The sequence below is a fragment of the Succiniclasticum sp. genome, assembly GCF_056977735.1.
This window is the reverse complement of sequence record NZ_DBMCWA010000008.1, coordinates 47,054-66,786: the sequence shown is the minus strand read 5'-3', so window position 1 is coordinate 66,786 and position 19,733 is coordinate 47,054. Positions and strand designations below refer to the sequence as shown.

Here is a 19,733-nt window from a genome sequence, read left to right as displayed (position 1 = left end):
GTTTATACCTCTGTCAATTCAATCGTGCCGCTCCAGTAATGCAGAGCATCGTTCGTCCATTTCCCTACTTCCGTGATGCGGACCTCAACCGTTTCCGCCCCACCGGCATCATCCAGGGAATCGGTGTTCGTCCAAGTAAAAGACCGTGCCGAAAACGACACGGTCTGGGATATAAAATTCATCAACGTTAGGTATTGCTCCCTTGGCAGGTGGCTCCATTTCAGTTTCCACTTCCGTCGGCTGCGGGTAAACTTTTTGCGGCTCTGCTGGGACCCGTCCTCAAACTTTGTGATGATGGAATTATTCTCGTATTCACACTCGAACGGCCATGTCGGCGGGTCGATACTGGTTGGAAATTGTATGGCCATCAGCCCATCGCTCCTTTCATCGTAGTCCGTATTCCCATCTTGTTCGTCGCGATCGCGTTCATCATCACGCTGACGATATAGTTTTCCCCATCAAAACTGCTTCCGGTCTCCTCTGCTGCCAAAGGCATACCGCTGGCATTGCTGATGTTCACGATGATGTTCGGCATCCCATTGACTGAAACAGCTTTACCTGGCCCCGGGGAAACATACCCGCCCTGGGTAAACTGTCGGATACTTCCGGAGTTGATCGCGTTCAGCGCCGGGATCCCGATACGCCGTACCGCAGCTGCGTTAAGGACATACTCCCCGTCCGAAAGCATGGCAGGGATACTGTCAGAAGTGGATGTTCCTGCGCCGGAGATGATCCCTCCCGAAGCAAAGTTACCCAGACGGATGCCCAGCACGTTCGCCGCAACCCCATGTGTATTGAACCCACCGGATACGCTTCCGCCACCACTGAAAAATCCGGGCATGATCCAATTCAGGAACTGGTTCACCACCTGCGCCGCCATGGTCTCCGCGATGCTTTTTACGATGGAATCCAATAACCCGTTCAACAGGTCCATGAAAGAGTCGCTGAAACTCTTTTGGCCAGTCAGCACATTTTTAAAGAAATTTTCAAATGTCCCCTGGCTGTCCAGAACAATATCCGCCACCAGTTCGCTGGTGGTTTTATGCATCTGCAGCCAGTTCTCATAATACCGCTGCATAAGGTTCTGCCGGGTGTTAAATGAGTTCAACACCGCCGTGTTCTCTTCCGATAGAGCTTCCTGCAGCTTCTCCAGGGAACCGGTCCTATATGCATCCTCGATCTCTGCAAGGATATCCTTGCACTGCGCATGGTACGCCACGATCTCATCATCGTACTGCTTGTTTGCCGCCGCGATATCTGCCGCCACCTGTTTTGCCAGGGACAGTTTCCCGGTCTCTGTGATTTCATAGGCTGCTCCAAGTTCTTCCAGGTTATTAACCATCTGTTCCCGTTCGGCATCCGTCATTCCGATGTACCGCGTCTCGAACTCCAGCCACCGGTTCTGTATCGATTCCACCGCCCGTTCGTGGTCTTTCTCAATTTCATAGACCGCCTTTTCCGCAGCGGTCATATAAGCCGTCTGCAGGTTCGCGCTTTCCCGCATAGCGTCGTTCACCGTTTTCCGCATGGAATATTCCTGCTCGATGCTCCTCTGCAGTTCCTGCCGGCGTTTCTGTTCTTCCTTCTCCGGGTCTTCCGTTTTGCCGGAAGAACCTTTCCCGGAGGCACCTCCGCCTCCACTTTCGATATTGCCAAAGACAGTTTTATATTTGTCAACATCCGAAGGTTTAGGCGTTTCCGTTTTCTTCACAGGGTGCTTTGCAAGATAGGCTGCACGCACCGCAGCGAGTTCCTCCTCATCCGTGACATGGGTCTCGTTATAGGTATCGAACGCGTCCTCCGCCTCCATGTTGATGTCCTGCCGGTAAAATGCCCCGTCCGCAGCCCTGCGATACTGTTGCCCTCCTACATAGATGTCACCGATGATCTCCTTGGATTTTTCCTGCTTGAACTCCACCAGCTTCTCGAAGGCAAAGGCGATGGCTGCCGCCACGGCATACCATCCGCCTACCAGGTTCCATACAGTTTTTGTCAGTGATGACACCGCCCCGGAAGCCGCCGCGCTGGCCGCTACCATCTTGCCCCCGGCTGCCTGGGCCGCCGCGCCGGTCGTCGCGATAGCCTGCACCTGTCCCGCCGCAGAGATTTTTGCCTGCGCGTTCATCTTCTGGTAGGCAGCCCGCATCTGTGCCTCAATCCGCGCGGAAGTTTCCGCGTATTTCATCTGTATCTTCATGCAGGACTCCGTAATGATCTTTTCCTTTTCCGCTTCGGCGATCTTCCGGGCATTGACTTCTTTGAGCATCAGCTGCTCTTCTTTTTTCTGGGCGGCCTTCAGCATGTTCAGTCTACGGGCGATGGCTGACTCCTGTACCTTGGTCACGGTTTCCACTGCGACAGACGCTCCCCGGAATGACCCGCCCCAGTCCATCGCTTTCTGGACGGCCATCAGGGCTTTGTAGGTCACCATCAGTTCCGCCAGGCCCGTACCGAAAGCAACAATTTCTTCCTTGTTTTCCGCGATCAGCCTTGCCGCCTCTGCCAGACCCTCCGTGATGCCCGGAAGATATTCTGCCACGAGGGGGGCGAGCAGCGCGCCGCCTGCCATGGTAAGCTGGTCCAGCTGCGCCTGGGTCAGCTGCAGTTGCCGGTTGATGTCCGACATCTGTTCCGGGTCCAGCCCGATGCCTTTTATCTTGGACGCATCTTCCGCCGCCTCATTGAATTTCAGCAACGTCTCGGTCAAGGTCATGCCCCGCACGCCCAAGGTGTTCATAATAAACTCCTGCCCGTACCCAGCCCGGGAGGCTTCCTGGTATCCCCTGGCAAGGTTATGCATCTGTTCGTTCAGTGGCAACAGTTTCCCGGCCTGGTCTGTCAGGGATATCCCCATGGCATCCAAAACCTCACGGGTCTTCCTCGCGTTCTCGCCGTTCCCGGTGATGGTAGAATCCAGCCGCGCCAGGGCAGTAGATGCTGCATCCACATCCCCGCCGGCCAGTTTGATGGTCTTGGAAAACAGGGATGCCTCGGCGGTAGAGATATGCAGTTTTTCTGCCAGGTCGTTGATGCTGTCCCCGGCAGCCACCGCCCGGCTGATGAGGGCGGTCAGACCGAACCCGCCGCCGATGACGATTGCAGCCGCGTTGAACTTGCTGACCAGGTTTCCGACCGTAGCCGTCGTTCCCGTCACCGCGTCGGTAAACCCTTTCACCGGGTCCGGGGAAAACGTCCTGTCTATATCTTTTTTTGTCGCTTTCAGCTCTTTGCGCAACCCGGAACTGTCCGCCCCGATCTTTACCATCAATGCAGAGATCACTGACATATCATCCACTCCCCAACGCCCAGGCAAATTCTGTTTCAAGTATCTTTCGGTCCTGTTCTTTCTGCCGTTTCATTTCCGCCTGTTTTTGTTTCTTCCGTTCTTCCGCCTTCCCCCACAGGGGCGCAACGATATCCTCGATATCGATCGTGACTCCTTCTTTTGCATACGGGGCGATAAGGTACGACACAAAATACGCAGTCCGGTAGTCCTGCTCCTTTTGCCGCTTTGCACGGGCTTCCACCAGGAGCCAGAACTCACCGGGCTGCAACTGTTCAAACTCATCGGGTTTCAGACCGATGGTATATGCCATTGGTTCTGTTGCCTTGACCCATTCCGCTACGGAGGAAAAGGAGATCAGGCTTTTGCCTTCGCCGTCTCCAGCACCTTCCGTATCTCCTCCAGGTTTTCCGTCCGCCCCTCCGTAAAAAGGTTCGTCGCATCGATGGCCGCCAGGATATGCGCGTTCAGTGTGTCCAGCGTCCCGCCGTTATCGCAGAAGTCCTGGATGAACTCGTAGGTATCCCCGTCTTCCGGCTCTTTATCCTGCAGCCCGTACTTGATGCCCAGCTGCGTGAACTGGATCGTACACAGCCGAAGGGTCAGTGCCAGGTTCGGCGTGAACAAGAGGTTCAGGGAAAACCCCAGTTCCTGCTCCATCTCTTTCAGGCTGCGGATCGTAAACAGCAGCCTGCAGATCCTGTCCCCGTTTTTAAATGTGATAGATTCTTTCATCATGCCATCTCCTTGATGTCACAATCAGGAAGCCGCCGTAATCTCGGAGATTTCCCCGACACCTTCCATGGTCGCCTTGATGGTGGCGATCCCGTCATGGGGGTTGTCCCGGGTGAACTCCGTGATATATGCCCAGCCGATCTGGTAAGAGTGGTCGGGATACACGAATTTGGCATGGGCCTGTTTCCCGTTCCGAAAACAATGTTCCATAATTTGCGCCCCCTCATCGCTCATGATCTGCAGCCCGTCAAAGCTGGATTTCCAGCTCTTGAGCCCCGGCTTGTTGGCGCTCCATCCGCCGGAGCCTTTGTGCGAGGCATCCAGCGAGTTGGCGCTCATCTCTATAGTGGAGTTCCGCTGCCCGCCCACCAGGGCGAACACCTCTGAGGCCCCTGAACTGCTCTTTCCGATATACAACAACACATCCTTGCCGGCTTCCGCGATATTAGTATCCGGATTCTCCGGCAGGTCTTGTAATTCTGATGCCGTTAACCTGCTCATTGCTGTACCTTTCCTTTCTGCAACTTAAATTGTACTGTCACTGTCCCGTGGTACCCGGTGGTTGTTTCCGGATAAGTTTCCACCAGTTCCAGTTCTGTATCGATCACGCAATATCCCCCGATCTCCAGGCTTCTGCCATAGTAGGAAAGCAGGACACAGATGTCGTTCAGGATATCGTTCATCTCCCGTTTCTGGTTCCCGTCCGCCCATACCTCGATGGCGGCGGTCGCTTGCCAGATGACGGAAGTTTTATTACCGATAGGACGAAAATTCATCGCCCCGATAGTAATATACGGGAACGCGCCGTCTTCCGACACATCCCCGTACACGTTATGCTCCTGCCCGTGTTTTAATAAATCATAGATTGCCATCCGCAGGGCGACCTGCGGGATATCTTTCACCATCATCATTGCAATGCGTCCTCCATGGATCTCACAATCTTCGGCCACACCCTGTCCGCTGCCGGTTTCAAAAACGACCTCTTCGGCATCCGCCCAGTACCTATGGCACCCCCTACCCAGACGACCTTACCTTTCCAGGTGAACTTCAGCGCCTTCCTTCGTCGGGGAAGCGTAACCCGCAGGTTAGATCCGTATTCCACCAATGCGGAATGGGGTGCGGTAGAAGTGACAAGTCCTTCCCTGCCGTCATGGATAATGGAATCCCGGATCCCCTTTTTCAGTCTCCCGGACGGCCCCCTGGGTGCCCTTTCCACCGCCTTGTCCCTTACATCCTTTGTGCCGTCAGCGATGACCTTGCGGATTCGTTTCTGTTTTTCCGCATCAAACCGATCAATATCCCGGATCGCCTGTGAGATGACCGACCCCATATTTACTTTTATGGTAAAGGCTGTCATGGCTGTATCTCCTGTGTCGTTAATACATACACCGCCGGGTCAGAACGGTCCACATCGATGATTTCATAGGTGTGTTCCTTTTCCCGGATGCGCCAGCCTTTTTCGATGATCCGGGGCCGGATGCGTATACCCTGGGTGACGACCACCGCCGCCCCATCATCCGCAACAGCGCCGGTAGACACCCGCTGTTTTAAAAACTCCGCCCAGGCTTTCCCGTCTTCTTCAAACATCACCGGAGCGCCCAGCCCTATATCCACGCCCCGGACTTTCTTCAGCACCGTGACCCGGTGGTCCAGATTTCCGATCTTCATGTCTCAAAAGCCCTCCTTCCGAACCCCGAACAACAGGGAACGCAGGGTCAATGTCAGGGCGTGATGGTCTGCTTCCTCCCGGTGTTCGTACAGGTAGGCCACGGCATACATCGCCGCTGTTTTTGCCGTTTCCCCAAGCGATGCGAAATCGTCCGGGTCATCGATGCGGGCCACATCCATGCAGAGCTTTTCCGCCGATTGGGACAGGCCCGTAATGAGCCCATCCTCCTCGTTGGTGTCCACACGCAGGTAGTTCTTTACTTCCTCCAGTTCCAGAAGCATGGCCATCACCCTTTCCATCAGGCCTGGACCTTCAATACCTGTACTGCTTCGGGCAGGATCAAAAGCCCGTCCACACGTTCCTTCATCACATAGCCGACCATACCGTTACCAGCGAACAGTTCCTTCAATACCTGCAGGCTGCGCTGGCCACGGTCACCGATGTTGTAGTAGCTGAAATCACCGAAGGCCAGCGCCACCTTACCCGCCGCCAGCTTCGGTGCGTACTGGGAGGTACGGACGGCATAACCAAGAATACGGTCCGGTTCCCCGCCCTGGAGGGAAGGCTGCCACAGGTAGTTCCCATTCTCGTCCTTCAGTTTGCGAAGCACTGCCAGGGTGCTGTCGTTGGCGATGAAGGATGCTTTTTTACGGTACGGGCGTTTCAGCTTGTACACCAGGTCGATGACATCGTCGGCTTCGATTTCCACCGTGTCGATGGTCACGCCGACCTGCGCATCCGCAAAGAGGCCGGTCGGTTTCCCGTCGCCATCCCCGTTCAGGAAGGCATCTTCCTCCGCGTTGGCAATCGCCTTGCCGAATTGCGTGATGATATAATCTTCCAGCTGGAACGCATTGTCCGCCAGAAGTTCCTCTGTAATCTTGATGGCCACATGCAGCTTGTGGGCGTCAAGCAGTTTCTGGTCGAAGGTCGCATCGCCGAAGGTCAGCGCGCCACCCTCTTCGACCCATAATGCTGCCGGCTTGGTTGCCGCGATGTTGATCTTGCGTTCCCCGCTGGTACGGATGATCGTCGCCAGTCCGCGCAGGACATTTTCCTCATCCAGCACATCCACCAGGCGCTTGTCATATTCGTCAGGCACCAGGTAGCCGCCCGCTTCATCAATGCCTTCCTGAAGGACATTGGATACTTCGCGGAACTTGGTACGGATCGCCGTAAACATCGCCTTGCGATATTCATCGGAAGCCGTGCCGGTCTTTGCAGGCTGTCCCGGATTACCTACCAGGGGTTTGCCGGAAGGCATGGCCAGCTTCTTTTCCATCTCGCCCTGCTTTTCCAGACGGTCGATGGTCTTGCCCATCTCGGCGATGTCGGCCTCCATCTTTTCATAGGTCTCCGCGTCAGCGGCAGTCATCTTGCCGTCCTTGTCGGTGTGGTCTTCCAAAAACTTCTTCGTGGCTTCCCACAGTTTCGCACGTTTTTCCATCAGTTCAGTAACGTTCATAGCCATTGTTTTTTCCTCCTTAATGACTTATCTTTTCCAGCCGTTCCTTAAACGGCTTCACATCTACCCGGTCATCCGGTTCCGTTTTTTTGTCAATAATGTTGAACTTGCCCAGGAATGAATCGATGACCGTCAATCTGCCGAACAGTACAGCCTCCGCGATATCCTTTTTATCGGAATCGCCGGAGTACAGGATGTCGTCCGCAAATCCCAGTTCCACCGCCTTTTTGGCATTGAACCAGGTCTCTGTATCCATCATGTGGGCAATCTTCGCCCGGGGCTGGCCCGTCTTCAGCTCGTAGGCATTGATGATGCTTTCCTTGATCTCGTCCAGCATATCGATGGCCTGCTGCATGACCTTCTTGTCGCCCATGGCAACGGTCATAGGGTTGTGGATCATCATCATGGCTACCGGGGACATAGACACCTTGTTCCCTGCCATAGCGATGACCGATGCGGCAGAAGCCGCCATGCCGTCGATACGGACATCCACGTTGCCGGGATATTCCATCAGCATGTTATAGATTTGCGCTGCGGCGAACACATCCCCACCAGGCGAATTGATCCATACCGTGATGTCCCCTTCGCAGCTTTGCAGCTCTTCACGAAAAAGACCCGGTGTGACTTCATCGCCAAACCAGGTCTCATCGGAAATCTGCCCGTTCAGTACAAGGGTGCGGTTGCCGGTATCCTCGTTCCGTACCCAGTTCCAGAATTTCTTTTTCAATTGTTGTTCCCTCCGTTCTGTATCGCCTGTTGTTTATTGGCAAACAGCCCCGCGTCTTTCAGCTTGGTCATGTTCCCATTGATAAGATACAGGTTTCCACCCTCTTCTTCCGATATCGGGTTCAGGTTTTCCATCTCTCGGATGTCGTTGGCGGAAAGCCAGCCGTTCTGCCGGCCTATCGCATAACCGTTCATCCGGCTCTGGTAATCACCACGCAAGAGGCCGTCCACATTAAACTTGATAAAGTAATGTCCTTTCTCGCCAGGCAACAAAAGCGCTTTTTGCATCGACTGTTCCCATCGGATGACCCAGGGGTTCAGCGTGTACTTCACAAATTCCAGGGCCTGCTGCTCAATGTTGGAGAAGCTGGATTTGTCCAGGTCGCCCACCATGTGTGGAGGCACCCGGAAGATACGGGCAATCTCATCGATCTGGAATTTCCGCGTCTCCAGGAACTGCGCCTCGTTGGGCGAGATAGACATGGGTTTGTATGTCATACCCTCTTCCAGTACCGCCACGTTGTGGCTGTTCTTCCCACTGAACTGTGCGTGCCAGCTCTGCCGCAGCTTTTCCGGGTCTTTCACCACGCCGGGATGTTCCAACAGCCCGCTGGGCGTAGCACCATTGGCGAAGAATGTGGAACCGTATTCCTCCGCCGCCATGGACATGCCGATGGCGTTCTTCGCCATGGCAATCGGGGAATAGCCGATGAGTCCGTCATATCCCAGGCCGGGAATATGCAACACCTGGTCGGGCCGGAGCTTCACTTCCTCAAACCGCTGTCTCCCGCCGAACTCGTCCAGGTATCGGATGTAGGTGTAGACAAGCTGTCCGGCATCATCCCTTCGTACATCCATCTTATCCGGTAGAAGCGGGTACAGCCATTTCACCCTGCCGTACCCGTCCCGGATAATCTGGGCGTAAGCATTGCCGTATAAAAGCAAATGCCCCATGAGGGTCTCCCGGAAGACGAAGCTGGTCATCTCCGGGTTCGGCTCGTCATGGAGCAGCGGGTATAACGGATGGTCAACGACCATCTCTTTTCCTTTATCCTTGTAGCGATACACATGCAGTGGCAGTCCCGCGATGGATTCCGCCAGTATACGGACACAGGCATACACCGCCGTGACCTGCAGGGCCGTGCGTTCGTTCACGGTCTGCCCTGCCGCGCTCCGTCCAAAGTAGTACTGCAGGGTACCGCTTAGTGCATTTTGGGGTTTGTCCCGGGAATGGAAAAACTTTTCAAAGAATTTGAACATACGACACCTCTTTCCTTAAAAGCAAGACAAAAAAACGTACTACTTTAGCCATAGTTTTGAACGATTATTACGTTATAGTATAAACAACAAAAACGAAGGAGGTTGATTGATATGAAGAAAATGTTAGGAGTATTAGCCGTTGTAACCTTGGCCGGCATCATGAGCATATCAAGCGTAGAAGCCGCCCCAAAGCATAAATCCCCGCCACCGTATCCAGTTAAAGTGGAACATCACAAACCTCTGCATCAGTTCAGCCACCATCATGGTTATGTTCTTGTGAGAGAACACAAGTGGCTTGACTACCGTGGCCACAGACATCTGGACAGAGTCTGGCGTGACCTCCATGGCCACCGACATATAGAGCATATTTTCTAAAATAAAAGGCGTTAAAGGTGTAGGTTTAAATAAATGGATACTATCTTATCACGTTATCACATGCAAAAGATGTTACTTCTTGTTGCCATACTGGGGTTCCTGTTACCGCCCAATACAGTTGCAGCCGAGTATGTGGATGAGTATGTAGCAAAACATCCCCGACGGGTAAAAATAACTATCAGCCAAAATACAAAAGGGCAATATAATGGTGAAGCGCTATTCAAATTATTTGAGCACAATGTTGGCGGTTATCGCTTAAAACTGGATTTTCTCTGCTCCTCAAAAGGCCCTGATCTTATCTTATTGCACTGTTCTACATACGGAGGTCGTTACACGCCTGCCATTACTGAGTTATCCTGTGGAGATGGACAAAATAAATATGTACTTACCCAGTTCTCCGGCCTTCATTTTCCTATTGGGCGACACAGCTACGGTACATTTCAAATCGCTCATATCAAACCTAAAGAATTTGATAACGCTATCGTCGTCAGCGCCAATAATCATGTCGTTATAAACAATCATAATAAACTTTGGCCAGAATTTATGCAGGCATTAGCAGATGCTGAAAAACTGTATGAAGAACGGCGCGAAATATGGAAACGGCTGAACGAAATAGCAAAGAATACCAACGAGTGGCATCCAAAAAGCAAAGCCCTATTGAAAACCTGAGGGCAAAAAAGCCGGAATCCCCGGCTTTTTTTATATGAGCAATAACCCCCTGCCATCATATACACTCTCACCGCTATCGTTCCCGCAGCGGATAGCCCGATCCAACGCCATGACCGTAGCTACCACCCCGTCAATCTTCTCCGTGGATTTTTCCTTGTCCGGTTTGATGTTCCCAGCCGGGTCCGTCTTGATGAAGATGTTGTCCATCATCCAGCGCAGTACCGGCTGTCCACCATGGGCGATCCGCTGTTCCAGGGTCAGCTTCATCAGTTCCTTGGTCGGCGGGCTCATATCTTTAAACCCCTGCCCGAAAGGAACCACGGTGAACCCCATGCCCTCCAGGTTCTGCACCATCTGCACAGCTCCCCAGCGGTCAAAGGCGATTTCCCGGATGTGATACCGTTCACCTAATTTTTCGATGAACTGTTCAATATAGCCGTAATGCACCACATTGCCTTCCGTGGTCTGCAGGAAACCCTGCCGTTCCCATACATCATAGGGAACATGGTCACGGCGTACCCGCAGTTCCAGGTTCTCTTCCGGTATCCAGAAGAAGGAAAGGACCTGGAATTTGTCATCTTCGTCCAAAGGCGGGAACACCAGCACGAAGGCCGTGATGTCCGTGGTACTGGACAGATCCAAGCCGCCGTAACAGACACGTCCTTCCAGCTCATCCGCATCCACCGGAAACGCACAGGCATCCCACTTGTCCATAGGCATCCAACGTATGCTCTGCTTCACCCATTGGTTCAGCCGGAGCTGACGGAAAGCATTCTCCTCGCCGGGGTTCTGCCGTGCGGAGTTGAACGCATCCTTCACTTTTTCCATGGCCACCGTGATACCCAGGGACGGGTTTGCCTTCTTCCACACCTTCGGGTCTGACCAGTCCTCGCTTTCATCCGCACCATAGATGACGGGATAGAATGTCTGGTCTATCTTCCGGCCTTCCAATATGTCCTTCGCTTTTTGGTGCGTCTCGTAACAGATGCTGTGTGTGTCGGTGCCTGCCGTGGTAATCAGGAAATATAACGGTTGCATCCGGGCGTCGCCGGAGCCCTTCGTCATAACGTCAAATAGCTTCCGGTTCGGCTGGGTATGCAGCTCATCGAAGATGACCCCGCTGACGTTGAACCCATGCTTAGAATAAGCATCTGCCGACAGAACCTGGTAAAAACTGTTGGTGGGCAGATAGATCAGCCGTTTCTGTGATGCCAGTATCTTTACCCGTTTGTTCAGCGACGGGCACATCCGCACCATATCGGCAGCCACCTCAAACACAATGGAAGCCTGCTGCCGGTCTGCCGCGCAGCCGTACACCTCTGCCCGTTCCTCCCCGTCACCACAGCACAACAGCAGTGCGACCGCTGCAGCCAGTTCGCTCTTGCCCTGTTTCTTGGGTATCTCGATATAGGCAGTCGTGAACTGGCGGTAACCGTCCGGCTTCAGAATACCAAAGATGTCGCGGATGATGCGCTCCTGCCAGTCGATGAGTTCAAACGGCTTGCCGGCCCATGTGCCCTTCGTGTGTTTCAGGCACTGTATGAACTGCACCGCATAATCCGCGTGGGCCTTGCTGTACTTCGACCCCTTCGACATGAACTTTGTCGGTTTGTATCCCCTCAGTTTCCGCACCATCCTCACCTCCCCAACTAAAAAAGGACCTCCTCCCGGAAGTCCTCGTTTTTATTTTTTACAGCAAATCTATCAGAATTTCCAGTTCATGTTCCAGACGTTCCAGCTCCTGTTGGATGCATTTCATCCGGAACCCGTTCCGGCATTGACGCCCTTCCCGCTGCAGGCCGGTGATTTCCGCCTTCCGGCGGAGAATAATACTTTCCGAATCGTCCTCTCCTTCCATCACGGTGGCGTAGTCCTTTTCAAACCGGGTCTTTGCAGCTTCCCGCCTGGACTTCTCATCCCCGTGCAGGATGAAGTTCACGTATTCTCCCTTGTTCTCTTCGATGAAAATCACCATGTCGTAAAATCCCATCTTGAGGCCGATGCGCTGCACCGTGTAAATGTCGAACATGTTGGTCTTGCCCGTTTCCCGGACCTTCAAGATCTGTTCCCTGACCTTATCTGTCATCGTTCTGCACCTCGCTTATCTTCCGTACCACGTCCTCGCCGTACACTACATTGAGGCCGGAACCGTTGTCCCACCGCATCAGTAGACTGCCGGTATCGTCAACCCCGATGACCGTGCCTTTAGTGCCCGGAGGTGGGGCCTGCCGGTCATCCATGCTGACCAGTTCGACCCGCGTTCCTTTGGGAAATTCGTTTCTGATCTGCTTTACTGTCTCTCTGCTCGGGAAAATCATCTTACGCCTCCTGTTCTGCCGTTTCGGTCTGTTCTTCTTCCGGCATGCGGAATGCGGAGGAACCTTCCAATCTCTCTAAAAGCCGTTTGCGGGTCTCCTTGTATTCCGCTCCGATGAATCCCAAACGAAGAAGGAAGCACCGGAATGCGTATTTCTCATTCGGTACTTCCTTCACTTTTGCCGTTATTCGTTTTGCGTTTTTTGCCCTCTGGCAGAGCGCCGTGATGAACTGCATGACCGCCATGCTCTCCCCGCTCCCGAGCATCCGCTTGAACCAGGGGAACATCACCCTGTCCTCCGCGAGGATCACGATGGGGTCTTCGCATTCCAGTGCCTTTTTGATCAGGCCTGCCTTGCTAGCGATGAGTTTTTCGAGGTTGTCGACCTGCGTTTCCGTGAAGTCTTCCCTCGGCATCGTCAGTGTCCAGGAATCCGTGGTCATCTCTTCCTCTGCTTCGCTTTCGGTTTCTTCAACCTTGGGTTCTTCCGCTATTTCCGGCATCTCGGTTTCGAATCCCTGTTCCCGAAGTGCCGCCGCCAGGTTCTGCATCCCGACTTCATTTTCCGTTGTGATGCTGCCATCCCGTTCCACCGTGTAGTTCCCCACTGTGTAGGTAAATGCCGGCGCCCCGTTGTACCTGGCCTCCTGGCCGGTAATTTCGGCGATGGCCTTTACCAGGTTCTTTCTGTCCTTGCCCTGTGCGCTTGTCGTTATGTTCATCCTTGTAATCCCCCTTTGTTCTTTGGTTAGTGTATATATCACTCTAAACGCACATAAAGTCAAGTTGTATTTTCAAATTTTAGATATATTTTTCGTGGTATTTGAGGAACACAACTCTATAGTTTTTCCTCATCGATTTTCACATCTTCATACCGATATTTCGCGCCGTCCCGGATGAGTTCTACATCTTTAGAAGTACCTACCTGCTCAATGTAGCGCTTCACTATTACATCGCAGAATTTTTCGTCCAGCTCTATGGTGTAGCAAATCCTGTCGGTCTGTTCACAAGCAATAAGTGTCGAACCGCTGCCACCGAACGGATCCAAGACATTAAAGTTGGACATGCTGGAATTCAGAATCGGATACGCCAACAGCGGCACAGGCTTCATGGTCGGATGATCCACGTTTTTCTTCGGTTTGTCGAACTCCCAGATCGTCGATTCCTTCCGTCCCGTGTACCACTCATGTTTTCCGATTTTTTTCCAGCCGAACAGGATGGGTTCATGCTGCCACTGGTACGGAGACCGTCCCAAAACAAGGCTTTGCTTCTTCCAGATGCAGGTTCCGGACAAATAAAAACCCGCATCGCTAAAAGCTTTGCGGAAGTTGAGTCCCTCTGTATCTGCGTGGAACACATAGATGCTGGCATTGTCCGTCATATTCTCTTCCATTAATTCGAAGGAGGCCAGTAAAAATTTGTAAAAATCATCGTTGGCCATATTGTCATTTTTTATTTTCCCGGCGCTGCCTTCGTAGTTGACGTTATACGGCGGATCTGTCACAACCAGGTTAGCCCTGTGGCCACCCATCAAGGTATCGTAAGATTTCTCATCTGTGCTGTCCCCGCAGTACAGACGGTGCCGGCCTAATTTCCACAGGTCGCCACGCCGGGTCATGCAGGGTTTCTTCAGTTCTGCGTCAACATTAAAATCATCATCCTTGATGCCATTTTTTATGTCGTCTTTAAACAGATCATCGAGCTCAGCGGCATCAAAGCCGGTCAGCGACACATCGAAATCCGCTGCCTGCAAATCGTAAATCAACGCCTGCAACTTTCCTTTGTCCCAGTCACCGGAGATTTTGTTCAGGGCGACATTGAGCGCCTTTTCCTTTTCCGGTGGGAAGTCTACTACTACACAGTCCAGTTCAGTAATGCCCAGCTCCTTCAGCACCTTCCAGCGCTGGTGGCCGCCCACGATGTTTCCGGTCTGCTTATTCCAGATCACTGGCTCCACATAGCCGAATTCCTGGATACTGCGTTTCAGCTTTTCATACTCCGGATTGCCCGGCTGCAAATCTTTACGCGGATTGTAGTCTGCCGGGATAAGTTCATCCAACCGTTTTTTTATGATTTCCATATTGCCTCCTTTGCAGCAGGCGCTGCAATCCCTTTTCCGCATCAGCCACATTGCCTTTGACAGCCTGCCCCTTCAAAGTCCTGTACTGTTGCAGTGTCAGGTATTTTTTGCACAGCTTTAGCTGGTGCATAAATTCATACACATTCATCCCATTCTTCCCTTCCTGGCCGTCAGCAGTTTTTCCATCAGGTCATCCTGCGGAGATTCTCCACCATATTCGCTGGCGCAGTTTTCCCGGACGATTTGAAATATCTCCATCCACAACCGGTTCGTCTGTGACATATAGTCCTGAGCCATGGCGACGTAAGGACTCCGCTGCGCGTTTCCGGTCGTTGGATGCTTTGCCAGAAAACCATACTCCGTCACAGCCTCCTCGCACTGTATCCACCGCGCTGCACTCATGGCATACCGCTCCAAAAGTTGTGGTGAAATTAAAGAGGAGCAGCTACGTTCCTGTAGCCACTCCCATGTCTTTTCATATATTTCAGCCGCTATTAACTTTTTCCCGTCCTTCTGTACCGCCGACAGCATCTCGGAAGGTTTCGGCATCTCTTGTCCTTCCAACTTCTCAGCGTTTTCAAAGTTGATGACCGTGATAGCGCGTTTGCCAGGATTTCCTTCCGCAATCTTATCTGCCAGCGGTTTTTTCTTGGCCCCAGCACCCAGTCGGGCGCCTCCACGGTTGGTTCCGTCCTTCGCCATTTTTCCTTTTCTCCTGTCCTGGGGCTATTACCCCTTTGAATCTGCGTTTTTATTTACGCGACCCCCCGCCCGGTGTAGCGAACAGGCCTCACAGAGATTTAACGGCCCCCTGGCGCGTTTAAATCATCCGGCCTATACCCGGGTAAGGCCCCTCCTTCATTCCTGCCGTAACGATTGTGGTGCAAACCGATCGCCGTCCCTGACGCTGATACGGGAGTGGCAAGGCTTGCACAGAGGCATAAGGTTCTCATCTGCATGAGTCCCTCCGCGCCGCAGCGGCAGGATGTGATGCACTTCCGTGGCTTTGGTCAGCCGACCTTCCTTACGGCACTGCTCACACAACGGTTGCGCTGCCAGGAACCGGGCGCGTATCCGTTTCCATTCACTACTGGCGTACAGTTTCCGCGCCGCCTTGTCGCGGCTGTACCTGTCGTACTGCCGGTTCGCTAACTTTTTATGTTCTTCACAGTAGCGTTCCTCAGTCAGGTTCGGGCAGCCAGGGTAGCTGCACGGTCTTTTGGGCTTCCTTGGCAATGCCATCACCTCCGAATGTTGTTTACAACGTGGCACGTTATCCGATGTTGTACCGTAATCTGCCCATGTTGTTGACAAGATAGCTTCTTGTCCGATGTTGTGCCGCAATCCGTCTATCTTATCTACAACGTGGCAGCTTGTCCGATGTTGTACCGTAATCTGCCTATGTTATCTACAACGTAGCACGTTGCCGGTTGTTATACCACAACCTGCCCACGTTGTTGACAAGATAGCTTCTTGCCCGATATCATGCCTGCTTATGCCCAGCTTATTGGCAACATCGGCACGTTTCCGGGCATAGAAAAAGCCCACGGAAGATACGCTCTCCCGCGGGCCGCTCTGTATTTTACGCTTTTTGCTATTATAATATTACCACAGGTTTAATGTGCAATTCCATGCAAAATGTGCAAAGAGACTCCACCTCTATAAATCTTTACCCCTAAAATTCCCGCCTTGTTTACAACGTACCGTCTTGTGTTGCGTTGTGCTCGTTTTCGGTATCTTTTTTTAAAGATGCCGCATCATCCTATGTTACACAAAAAAATGCCCACCTTGTTTCCAAGATGGGCATCTTTTAATGAAATTTACTTCTTCTTGTAGTCTTTTGCCACAGCCTGCCACTTCAGTTCTTCATAAGTAGCATTATCCAAATTACCGGTTTCCTTCAAATTATATCTTTTCTGAAATTTGCGAATGGCTATACGGGTTGACTTTGTAAAATTCCCATCTGCCTCACCGGGATCAAAGCCAAGCTTTAACAAGTACTGTTGGGCCTGCTTTATCTTCCAACCCTTGTCCCCAATTTGATATACAGATTTTTCAGCAGTAGGAGGTTCTATTCTCGGAACATCAAACCGATTCGCTTTTTCCGAAGAAGTTTCCTTTCTAACGCCTTTTATTTCATTTAATAACTGCTCACCGACTGTATCAGGCGCAATTGTCTTTGCTTTTTGCAGATAACTTGGAATATCAGCCGAATCAACTACATTGTAATTTTCATCTCTTGTAGCTACTGATAATACTGTGAACTGCATTAACCTGCTATCAAGTCGCCACCGGCTCAAGTGATAATGAGGTTTAGCTTTTTCTTTGCATTCAGGATATGCACATGGACTTTTACCACGATAAAAAACACCTACCCACACATCCTGGGCGTATGGATATGGAGATACAATTGACTGTTCGTCATAAAACAGTATCTTGTTGACCTGTTCATCCAGCGTAGTTAAATACACCCATCTCGGCGGTTTTAATTGGCATTCACGGAATACACGGCTCATTTCATTAAAAAAGGCTTCTGTTTGCGGAGATGCTTCTTGAGACGTTTTTCCCGAAGAAAACGCTGTTGAAAACAGTGACAAGGCTAACAATAATAAAACAATAATCTTTTTCATAGTGACCGCCTTACATAAACATATAAATGATTCTTCCCCGCTAATCCGGCTTTTGTAGTTCTATTATACCAAAAACGGACATAAAAAAGAAGAAACCCAGGCTGGCTCTCCTGAGTTTCTTCCTGTATTCCGAAATATAAATGACCGGAGGAATACGCTTTGAATTATAGCACTTATTCAGATTCTGTCAAGGCAGAAGCGTATTTTTCTTCCAGATACTGAACAGCCTTATCGTGGATGTAATGAACGCTGCGAAGCGCATAATGCATACCAACCGCGATTTCCTCCCATTTGCATAAATTAACATACCGCATTTCTAAAATCGTTCTGCCGTCAACGAACGGTACGGTCTCTATCATTATCTTTATCTCCCGCTTCATATCCACCAGCCGGTCGATTTCGGTGTTGATTTCATTCTGCAAATCCACGATTTTACAGATGATGTCTTCCCGCTTATGGATATCCCTGGTACCACTGACGGGTTCGTTGCCATAGGTTGTAGTAGCCTTGACAGCAAGGGAGTTTAGCGAATCAAGCTGCTCCAGCCGTATGCGGATTCGCAAATCTAACAGATGCGCCTGGGATAACACTTCTAAAACCGACATTTCTTCTTGTCCTCCTTCTGCAACTGCTCCACCACCGCTACCGGGTCCAGGTCCGTGATGACACCAAAGTACCCGTGCAGTATCCAGTCAATGATTTCCGCCTTTTCCGGGTTGGTATCAGCCGTTCCTCCCATCCGCCTGTAGTCCTTCAGCGCCTGCATAATAATGGCGGATGCTAACCGTGTGTATCCTTCGTCAACATAACCGAAATCTTTCATGCCCCAACCTCCAGCACAGCTTTCACTGCATCTATCAATGCGGTCTGCGTCTGGTCCTTCCGGTGCAGCGCCGCCAGTACCAGTTCATCTATCGTTCCATCTGCCACAATATGGTGGATAACCACCGTGCTTTTCTGCCCCTGCCGGTGGAGCCGTTTGTTCGTCTGCTGATATAGTTCCAGGCTCCACGTCAGGCCGAACCAAATCAAGGTGCAACCACCATACTGCAGGTTCAACCCATGCCCCGCTGACGCCGGATGCACCAGCGCCACGGGAATCTTCCCGGCATTCCAGTCCTCGATGTCCTTTGTGGTCTTTAATTCCCGTACCATTGGAAAACGCCGGCGGATCCGTTCCAGGTCATGCCGGAACCAGTAACACACCATGACGGGTCTGCCGTTGGCGGCTTCTATTAAATCTTCCAGGGCGTCCAATTTCCGGTCATGAATCTGGTGGCCGGTATGGCGGTCATCGTAAACCGCTCCGTTGGCCATCTGCAACAGCTTGTTGGACAGCGCCGCCGCGTTCATGGCATCTATTTCTTCCCCGCCCAGGGAGATGACCATCTCTTTGCGGAACCGTTCGTACACTTCCCGTTCCCGATCGGACAACGCCACCTTCACAACATTGTGGATGCAGGGCGGCAGGTCAAGGTAATCTTCCGCCTTCATGGAAATCGTGATATCCGATATGGCATTGTAGATTTGTTCCTCTGCACCGGGTTTCAGTTTGTAGGTGAACACCACCTGGGCATTGCGCTTGTCCGGCAGGAAGTACCGTTCGCGGTAGCGGCTGATGTAGCGCCCCAGCCTCTCACCCAGGTCCAGCAGGCGGAACTGCGCCCACAGGTCCATGAGGCCGTTGCTGGACGGGGTACCGGTCAGACCCACGATGCGTTTTACCGTCCGTCTTACCGACAGGAGGCTTTTGAACCGTTTCGCACGGTAAGATTTGAAGGACGATAACTCGTCAATCACCACCAGGTCATAGTCAAAGGGCAGGCCGCTTTCTTCCACGAGCCACGTGACATTTTCCCTGTTGATGATATGGATGTCTGCTTTCGACCGCAAGGCCGCCAGCCTTTCGGCCTGCGTCCCTACAGCCACCGCATACGTCAGGCCTGCCAGATGATCCCATTTACGGATTTCCGCAGGCCAGGTATCCCGCGCGACCCGCAACGGGGCTATGACCAGAACCTTCTGTATTTCAAACCGCTCATACATCAACTCTTTTATGGCAGTCAGTGTAATCACCGTCTTGCCAAGACCCATGTCTAAAAACAGCACTGCCACCGCATGACGGATGATATGTTCTTTCGCAAACTCCTGGTATTTGTGTGGTTTATACTGCATTGGTACCTCCGATTATCTGTAATACTTCATTTATCTGTTCCGGCCCGTCAATGACGAACACCCGGAAACCCAGCCGGCTGAGTTGTGCCATGCGCCTCAACTGCAGCGGCCTCGGTTTTCTGCCCGGCGCCTTCAGTTCCGCAAAGGCCATCCTGCCTCCGGGCAGCAGCACCAGGCGGTCGGGCATCCCATCCATGCCCGGTGACACCAGCTTGGGGCAAAGGCCTCCCATTGCCATGACGGTCCGTACCAGTTTCTGTTCGATCTGTTTTTCTTTCATTCTTCCTCCGTGACCCGAGTGGGGTCACTCCCGCGCGCGCGTATATGCGCTATGCGCACTTGCATGCGC

Annotated in this window: 27 protein-coding genes; 2 read left to right on the top strand and 25 right to left on the bottom strand. The window is 52.2% G+C overall.

The window, feature by feature from the left end:
• Window positions 1–2: 2 nt before the first annotated feature.
• From ACZOWY_RS06055 to ACZOWY_RS06000, 12 genes are read right to left on the bottom strand one after another with little or no spacing between them, the layout of a single operon-like run.
• Window positions 3–368, bottom strand: a complete 366-nt coding sequence (locus tag ACZOWY_RS06055) for a hypothetical protein (RefSeq protein WP_484393774.1) — start codon at window positions 366–368, stop codon at window positions 3–5.
• A complete protein-coding gene (locus ACZOWY_RS06050) occupies window positions 368–3,286 on the bottom strand; it encodes a hypothetical protein (RefSeq protein ID WP_484393773.1) in 2,919 nt (972 codons plus the stop codon). Before ACZOWY_RS06050 ends, ACZOWY_RS06055 begins: the two co-directional genes overlap by 1 nt.
• A 1-nt stretch (window position 3,287) precedes the next feature.
• A complete protein-coding gene (locus ACZOWY_RS06045) occupies window positions 3,288–3,596 on the bottom strand; it encodes a hypothetical protein (protein WP_484393772.1) in 309 nt (102 codons plus the stop codon).
• 44 nt (window positions 3,597–3,640) lie between these two features.
• Window positions 3,641–4,021 (bottom strand): hypothetical protein, encoded by a 381-nt coding sequence (locus ACZOWY_RS06040; protein WP_484393771.1) that lies wholly within the window; start codon window positions 4,019–4,021, stop codon window positions 3,641–3,643.
• A 21-nt stretch (window positions 4,022–4,042) separates the two neighbouring features.
• A complete protein-coding gene (locus ACZOWY_RS06035) occupies window positions 4,043–4,519 on the bottom strand; it encodes a phage tail tube protein (protein ID WP_484393770.1) in 477 nt (158 codons plus the stop codon).
• The gene (gene gp17, locus ACZOWY_RS06030; RefSeq protein ID WP_484393769.1) at window positions 4,516–4,929 is read right to left on the bottom strand and encodes a tail completion protein gp17; all 414 of its coding nucleotides are present in this window, start codon (window positions 4,927–4,929) and stop codon (window positions 4,516–4,518) included. Before gp17 ends, ACZOWY_RS06035 begins: the two co-directional genes overlap by 4 nt.
• Window positions 4,926–5,375 carry an HK97 gp10 family phage protein gene (locus tag ACZOWY_RS06025; protein ID WP_484393768.1) on the bottom strand — a complete coding sequence of 150 codons (450 nt, stop codon included), beginning with the start codon at window positions 5,373–5,375 and terminating at the stop codon, window positions 4,926–4,928. Before ACZOWY_RS06025 ends, gp17 begins: the two co-directional genes overlap by 4 nt.
• Window positions 5,372–5,686, bottom strand: a complete 315-nt coding sequence (locus ACZOWY_RS06020) for a phage head completion protein (RefSeq protein ID WP_484393767.1) — start codon at window positions 5,684–5,686, stop codon at window positions 5,372–5,374. The genes ACZOWY_RS06025 and ACZOWY_RS06020 overlap by 4 nt, the downstream gene beginning before the upstream one ends.
• Before the next feature lie 3 nt (window positions 5,687–5,689).
• On the bottom strand, window positions 5,690–5,968 hold the full coding sequence (locus ACZOWY_RS06015; protein WP_484393815.1) for a head-tail connector protein: 279 nt from the start codon (window positions 5,966–5,968) through the stop codon (window positions 5,690–5,692).
• Window positions 5,969–5,985: 17 nt separating this feature from the next.
• Window positions 5,986–7,152, bottom strand: coding sequence for a phage major capsid protein (locus ACZOWY_RS06010; protein WP_484393814.1), 1,167 nt, complete (start codon window positions 7,150–7,152; stop codon window positions 5,986–5,988).
• A gap of 19 nt (window positions 7,153–7,171) precedes the next feature.
• Window positions 7,172–7,879 (bottom strand): head maturation protease, ClpP-related, encoded by a 708-nt coding sequence (locus ACZOWY_RS06005; protein WP_484393766.1) that lies wholly within the window; start codon window positions 7,877–7,879, stop codon window positions 7,172–7,174.
• The gene (locus ACZOWY_RS06000; RefSeq protein WP_484393765.1) at window positions 7,876–9,138 is read right to left on the bottom strand and encodes a phage portal protein; all 1,263 of its coding nucleotides are present in this window, start codon (window positions 9,136–9,138) and stop codon (window positions 7,876–7,878) included. Before ACZOWY_RS06000 ends, ACZOWY_RS06005 begins: the two co-directional genes overlap by 4 nt.
• A gap of 111 nt (window positions 9,139–9,249) precedes the next feature.
• Between ACZOWY_RS06000 and ACZOWY_RS05995 the strand changes: the two genes are divergently transcribed.
• Window positions 9,250–9,513, top strand: a complete 264-nt coding sequence (locus ACZOWY_RS05995) for a hypothetical protein (RefSeq protein WP_484393764.1) — start codon at window positions 9,250–9,252, stop codon at window positions 9,511–9,513.
• Window positions 9,514–9,546: 33 nt separating this feature from the next.
• Window positions 9,547–10,182 (top strand): hypothetical protein, encoded by a 636-nt coding sequence (locus tag ACZOWY_RS05990; RefSeq protein ID WP_484393763.1) that lies wholly within the window; start codon window positions 9,547–9,549, stop codon window positions 10,180–10,182.
• A 30-nt stretch (window positions 10,183–10,212) separates the two neighbouring features.
• On the opposite strand, the gene ACZOWY_RS05985 is transcribed toward ACZOWY_RS05990, so the two are convergent.
• The 13 genes from ACZOWY_RS05985 to ACZOWY_RS05925 all read right to left on the bottom strand — a co-directional run bounded on the left by ACZOWY_RS05985 (window position 10,213) and on the right by ACZOWY_RS05925 (window position 19,664).
• Window positions 10,213–11,814, bottom strand: a complete 1,602-nt coding sequence (locus tag ACZOWY_RS05985) for a terminase large subunit (protein WP_484393813.1) — start codon at window positions 11,812–11,814, stop codon at window positions 10,213–10,215.
• Between the two features lie 58 nt (window positions 11,815–11,872).
• A complete protein-coding gene (locus ACZOWY_RS05980; protein WP_484393762.1) occupies window positions 11,873–12,268 on the bottom strand; it encodes a DUF5049 domain-containing protein in 396 nt (131 codons plus the stop codon).
• Entirely contained in the window at window positions 12,258–12,500 is a 243-nt protein-coding gene (locus ACZOWY_RS05975; protein WP_484393761.1) for a DUF4314 domain-containing protein, read from the bottom strand. Before ACZOWY_RS05975 ends, ACZOWY_RS05980 begins: the two co-directional genes overlap by 11 nt.
• Before the next feature lies 1 nt (window position 12,501).
• A complete protein-coding gene (locus tag ACZOWY_RS05970) occupies window positions 12,502–13,221 on the bottom strand; it encodes a virulence protein (RefSeq protein WP_484393760.1) in 720 nt (239 codons plus the stop codon).
• A gap of 116 nt (window positions 13,222–13,337) precedes the next feature.
• Window positions 13,338–14,579 carry a site-specific DNA-methyltransferase gene (locus tag ACZOWY_RS05965; protein WP_484393759.1) on the bottom strand — a complete coding sequence of 414 codons (1,242 nt, stop codon included), beginning with the start codon at window positions 14,577–14,579 and terminating at the stop codon, window positions 13,338–13,340.
• Window positions 14,551–14,727, bottom strand: coding sequence for a hypothetical protein (locus tag ACZOWY_RS05960; protein ID WP_484393758.1), 177 nt, complete (start codon window positions 14,725–14,727; stop codon window positions 14,551–14,553). The genes ACZOWY_RS05965 and ACZOWY_RS05960 overlap by 29 nt, the downstream gene beginning before the upstream one ends.
• Window positions 14,724–15,281: a P27 family phage terminase small subunit gene (locus tag ACZOWY_RS05955; protein ID WP_484393757.1), complete on the bottom strand. Its 558-nt coding sequence runs from the start codon at window positions 15,279–15,281 to the stop codon at window positions 14,724–14,726. The genes ACZOWY_RS05960 and ACZOWY_RS05955 overlap by 4 nt, the downstream gene beginning before the upstream one ends.
• 156 nt (window positions 15,282–15,437) lie before the next feature.
• On the bottom strand, window positions 15,438–15,815 hold the full coding sequence (locus ACZOWY_RS05950) for an HNH endonuclease (protein ID WP_484393812.1): 378 nt from the start codon (window positions 15,813–15,815) through the stop codon (window positions 15,438–15,440).
• A gap of 584 nt (window positions 15,816–16,399) precedes the next feature.
• Window positions 16,400–17,209, bottom strand: coding sequence for a peptidoglycan-binding domain-containing protein (locus ACZOWY_RS05945; RefSeq protein ID WP_484393756.1), 810 nt, complete (start codon window positions 17,207–17,209; stop codon window positions 16,400–16,402).
• A gap of 173 nt (window positions 17,210–17,382) precedes the next feature.
• Entirely contained in the window at window positions 17,383–17,814 is a 432-nt protein-coding gene (locus ACZOWY_RS05940; protein ID WP_484393755.1) for a DUF1492 domain-containing protein, read from the bottom strand.
• Window positions 17,802–18,032, bottom strand: a complete 231-nt coding sequence (locus ACZOWY_RS05935) for a hypothetical protein (protein WP_484393754.1) — start codon at window positions 18,030–18,032, stop codon at window positions 17,802–17,804. The genes ACZOWY_RS05940 and ACZOWY_RS05935 overlap by 13 nt, the downstream gene beginning before the upstream one ends.
• A complete protein-coding gene (locus ACZOWY_RS05930) occupies window positions 18,029–19,384 on the bottom strand; it encodes an SNF2-related protein (RefSeq protein WP_484393753.1) in 1,356 nt (451 codons plus the stop codon). The genes ACZOWY_RS05935 and ACZOWY_RS05930 overlap by 4 nt, the downstream gene beginning before the upstream one ends.
• The gene (locus tag ACZOWY_RS05925) at window positions 19,374–19,664 is read right to left on the bottom strand and encodes a PDDEXK family nuclease (RefSeq protein ID WP_484393752.1); all 291 of its coding nucleotides are present in this window, start codon (window positions 19,662–19,664) and stop codon (window positions 19,374–19,376) included. Before ACZOWY_RS05925 ends, ACZOWY_RS05930 begins: the two co-directional genes overlap by 11 nt.
• Between the last annotated feature and the right edge of the window lie 69 nt (window positions 19,665–19,733).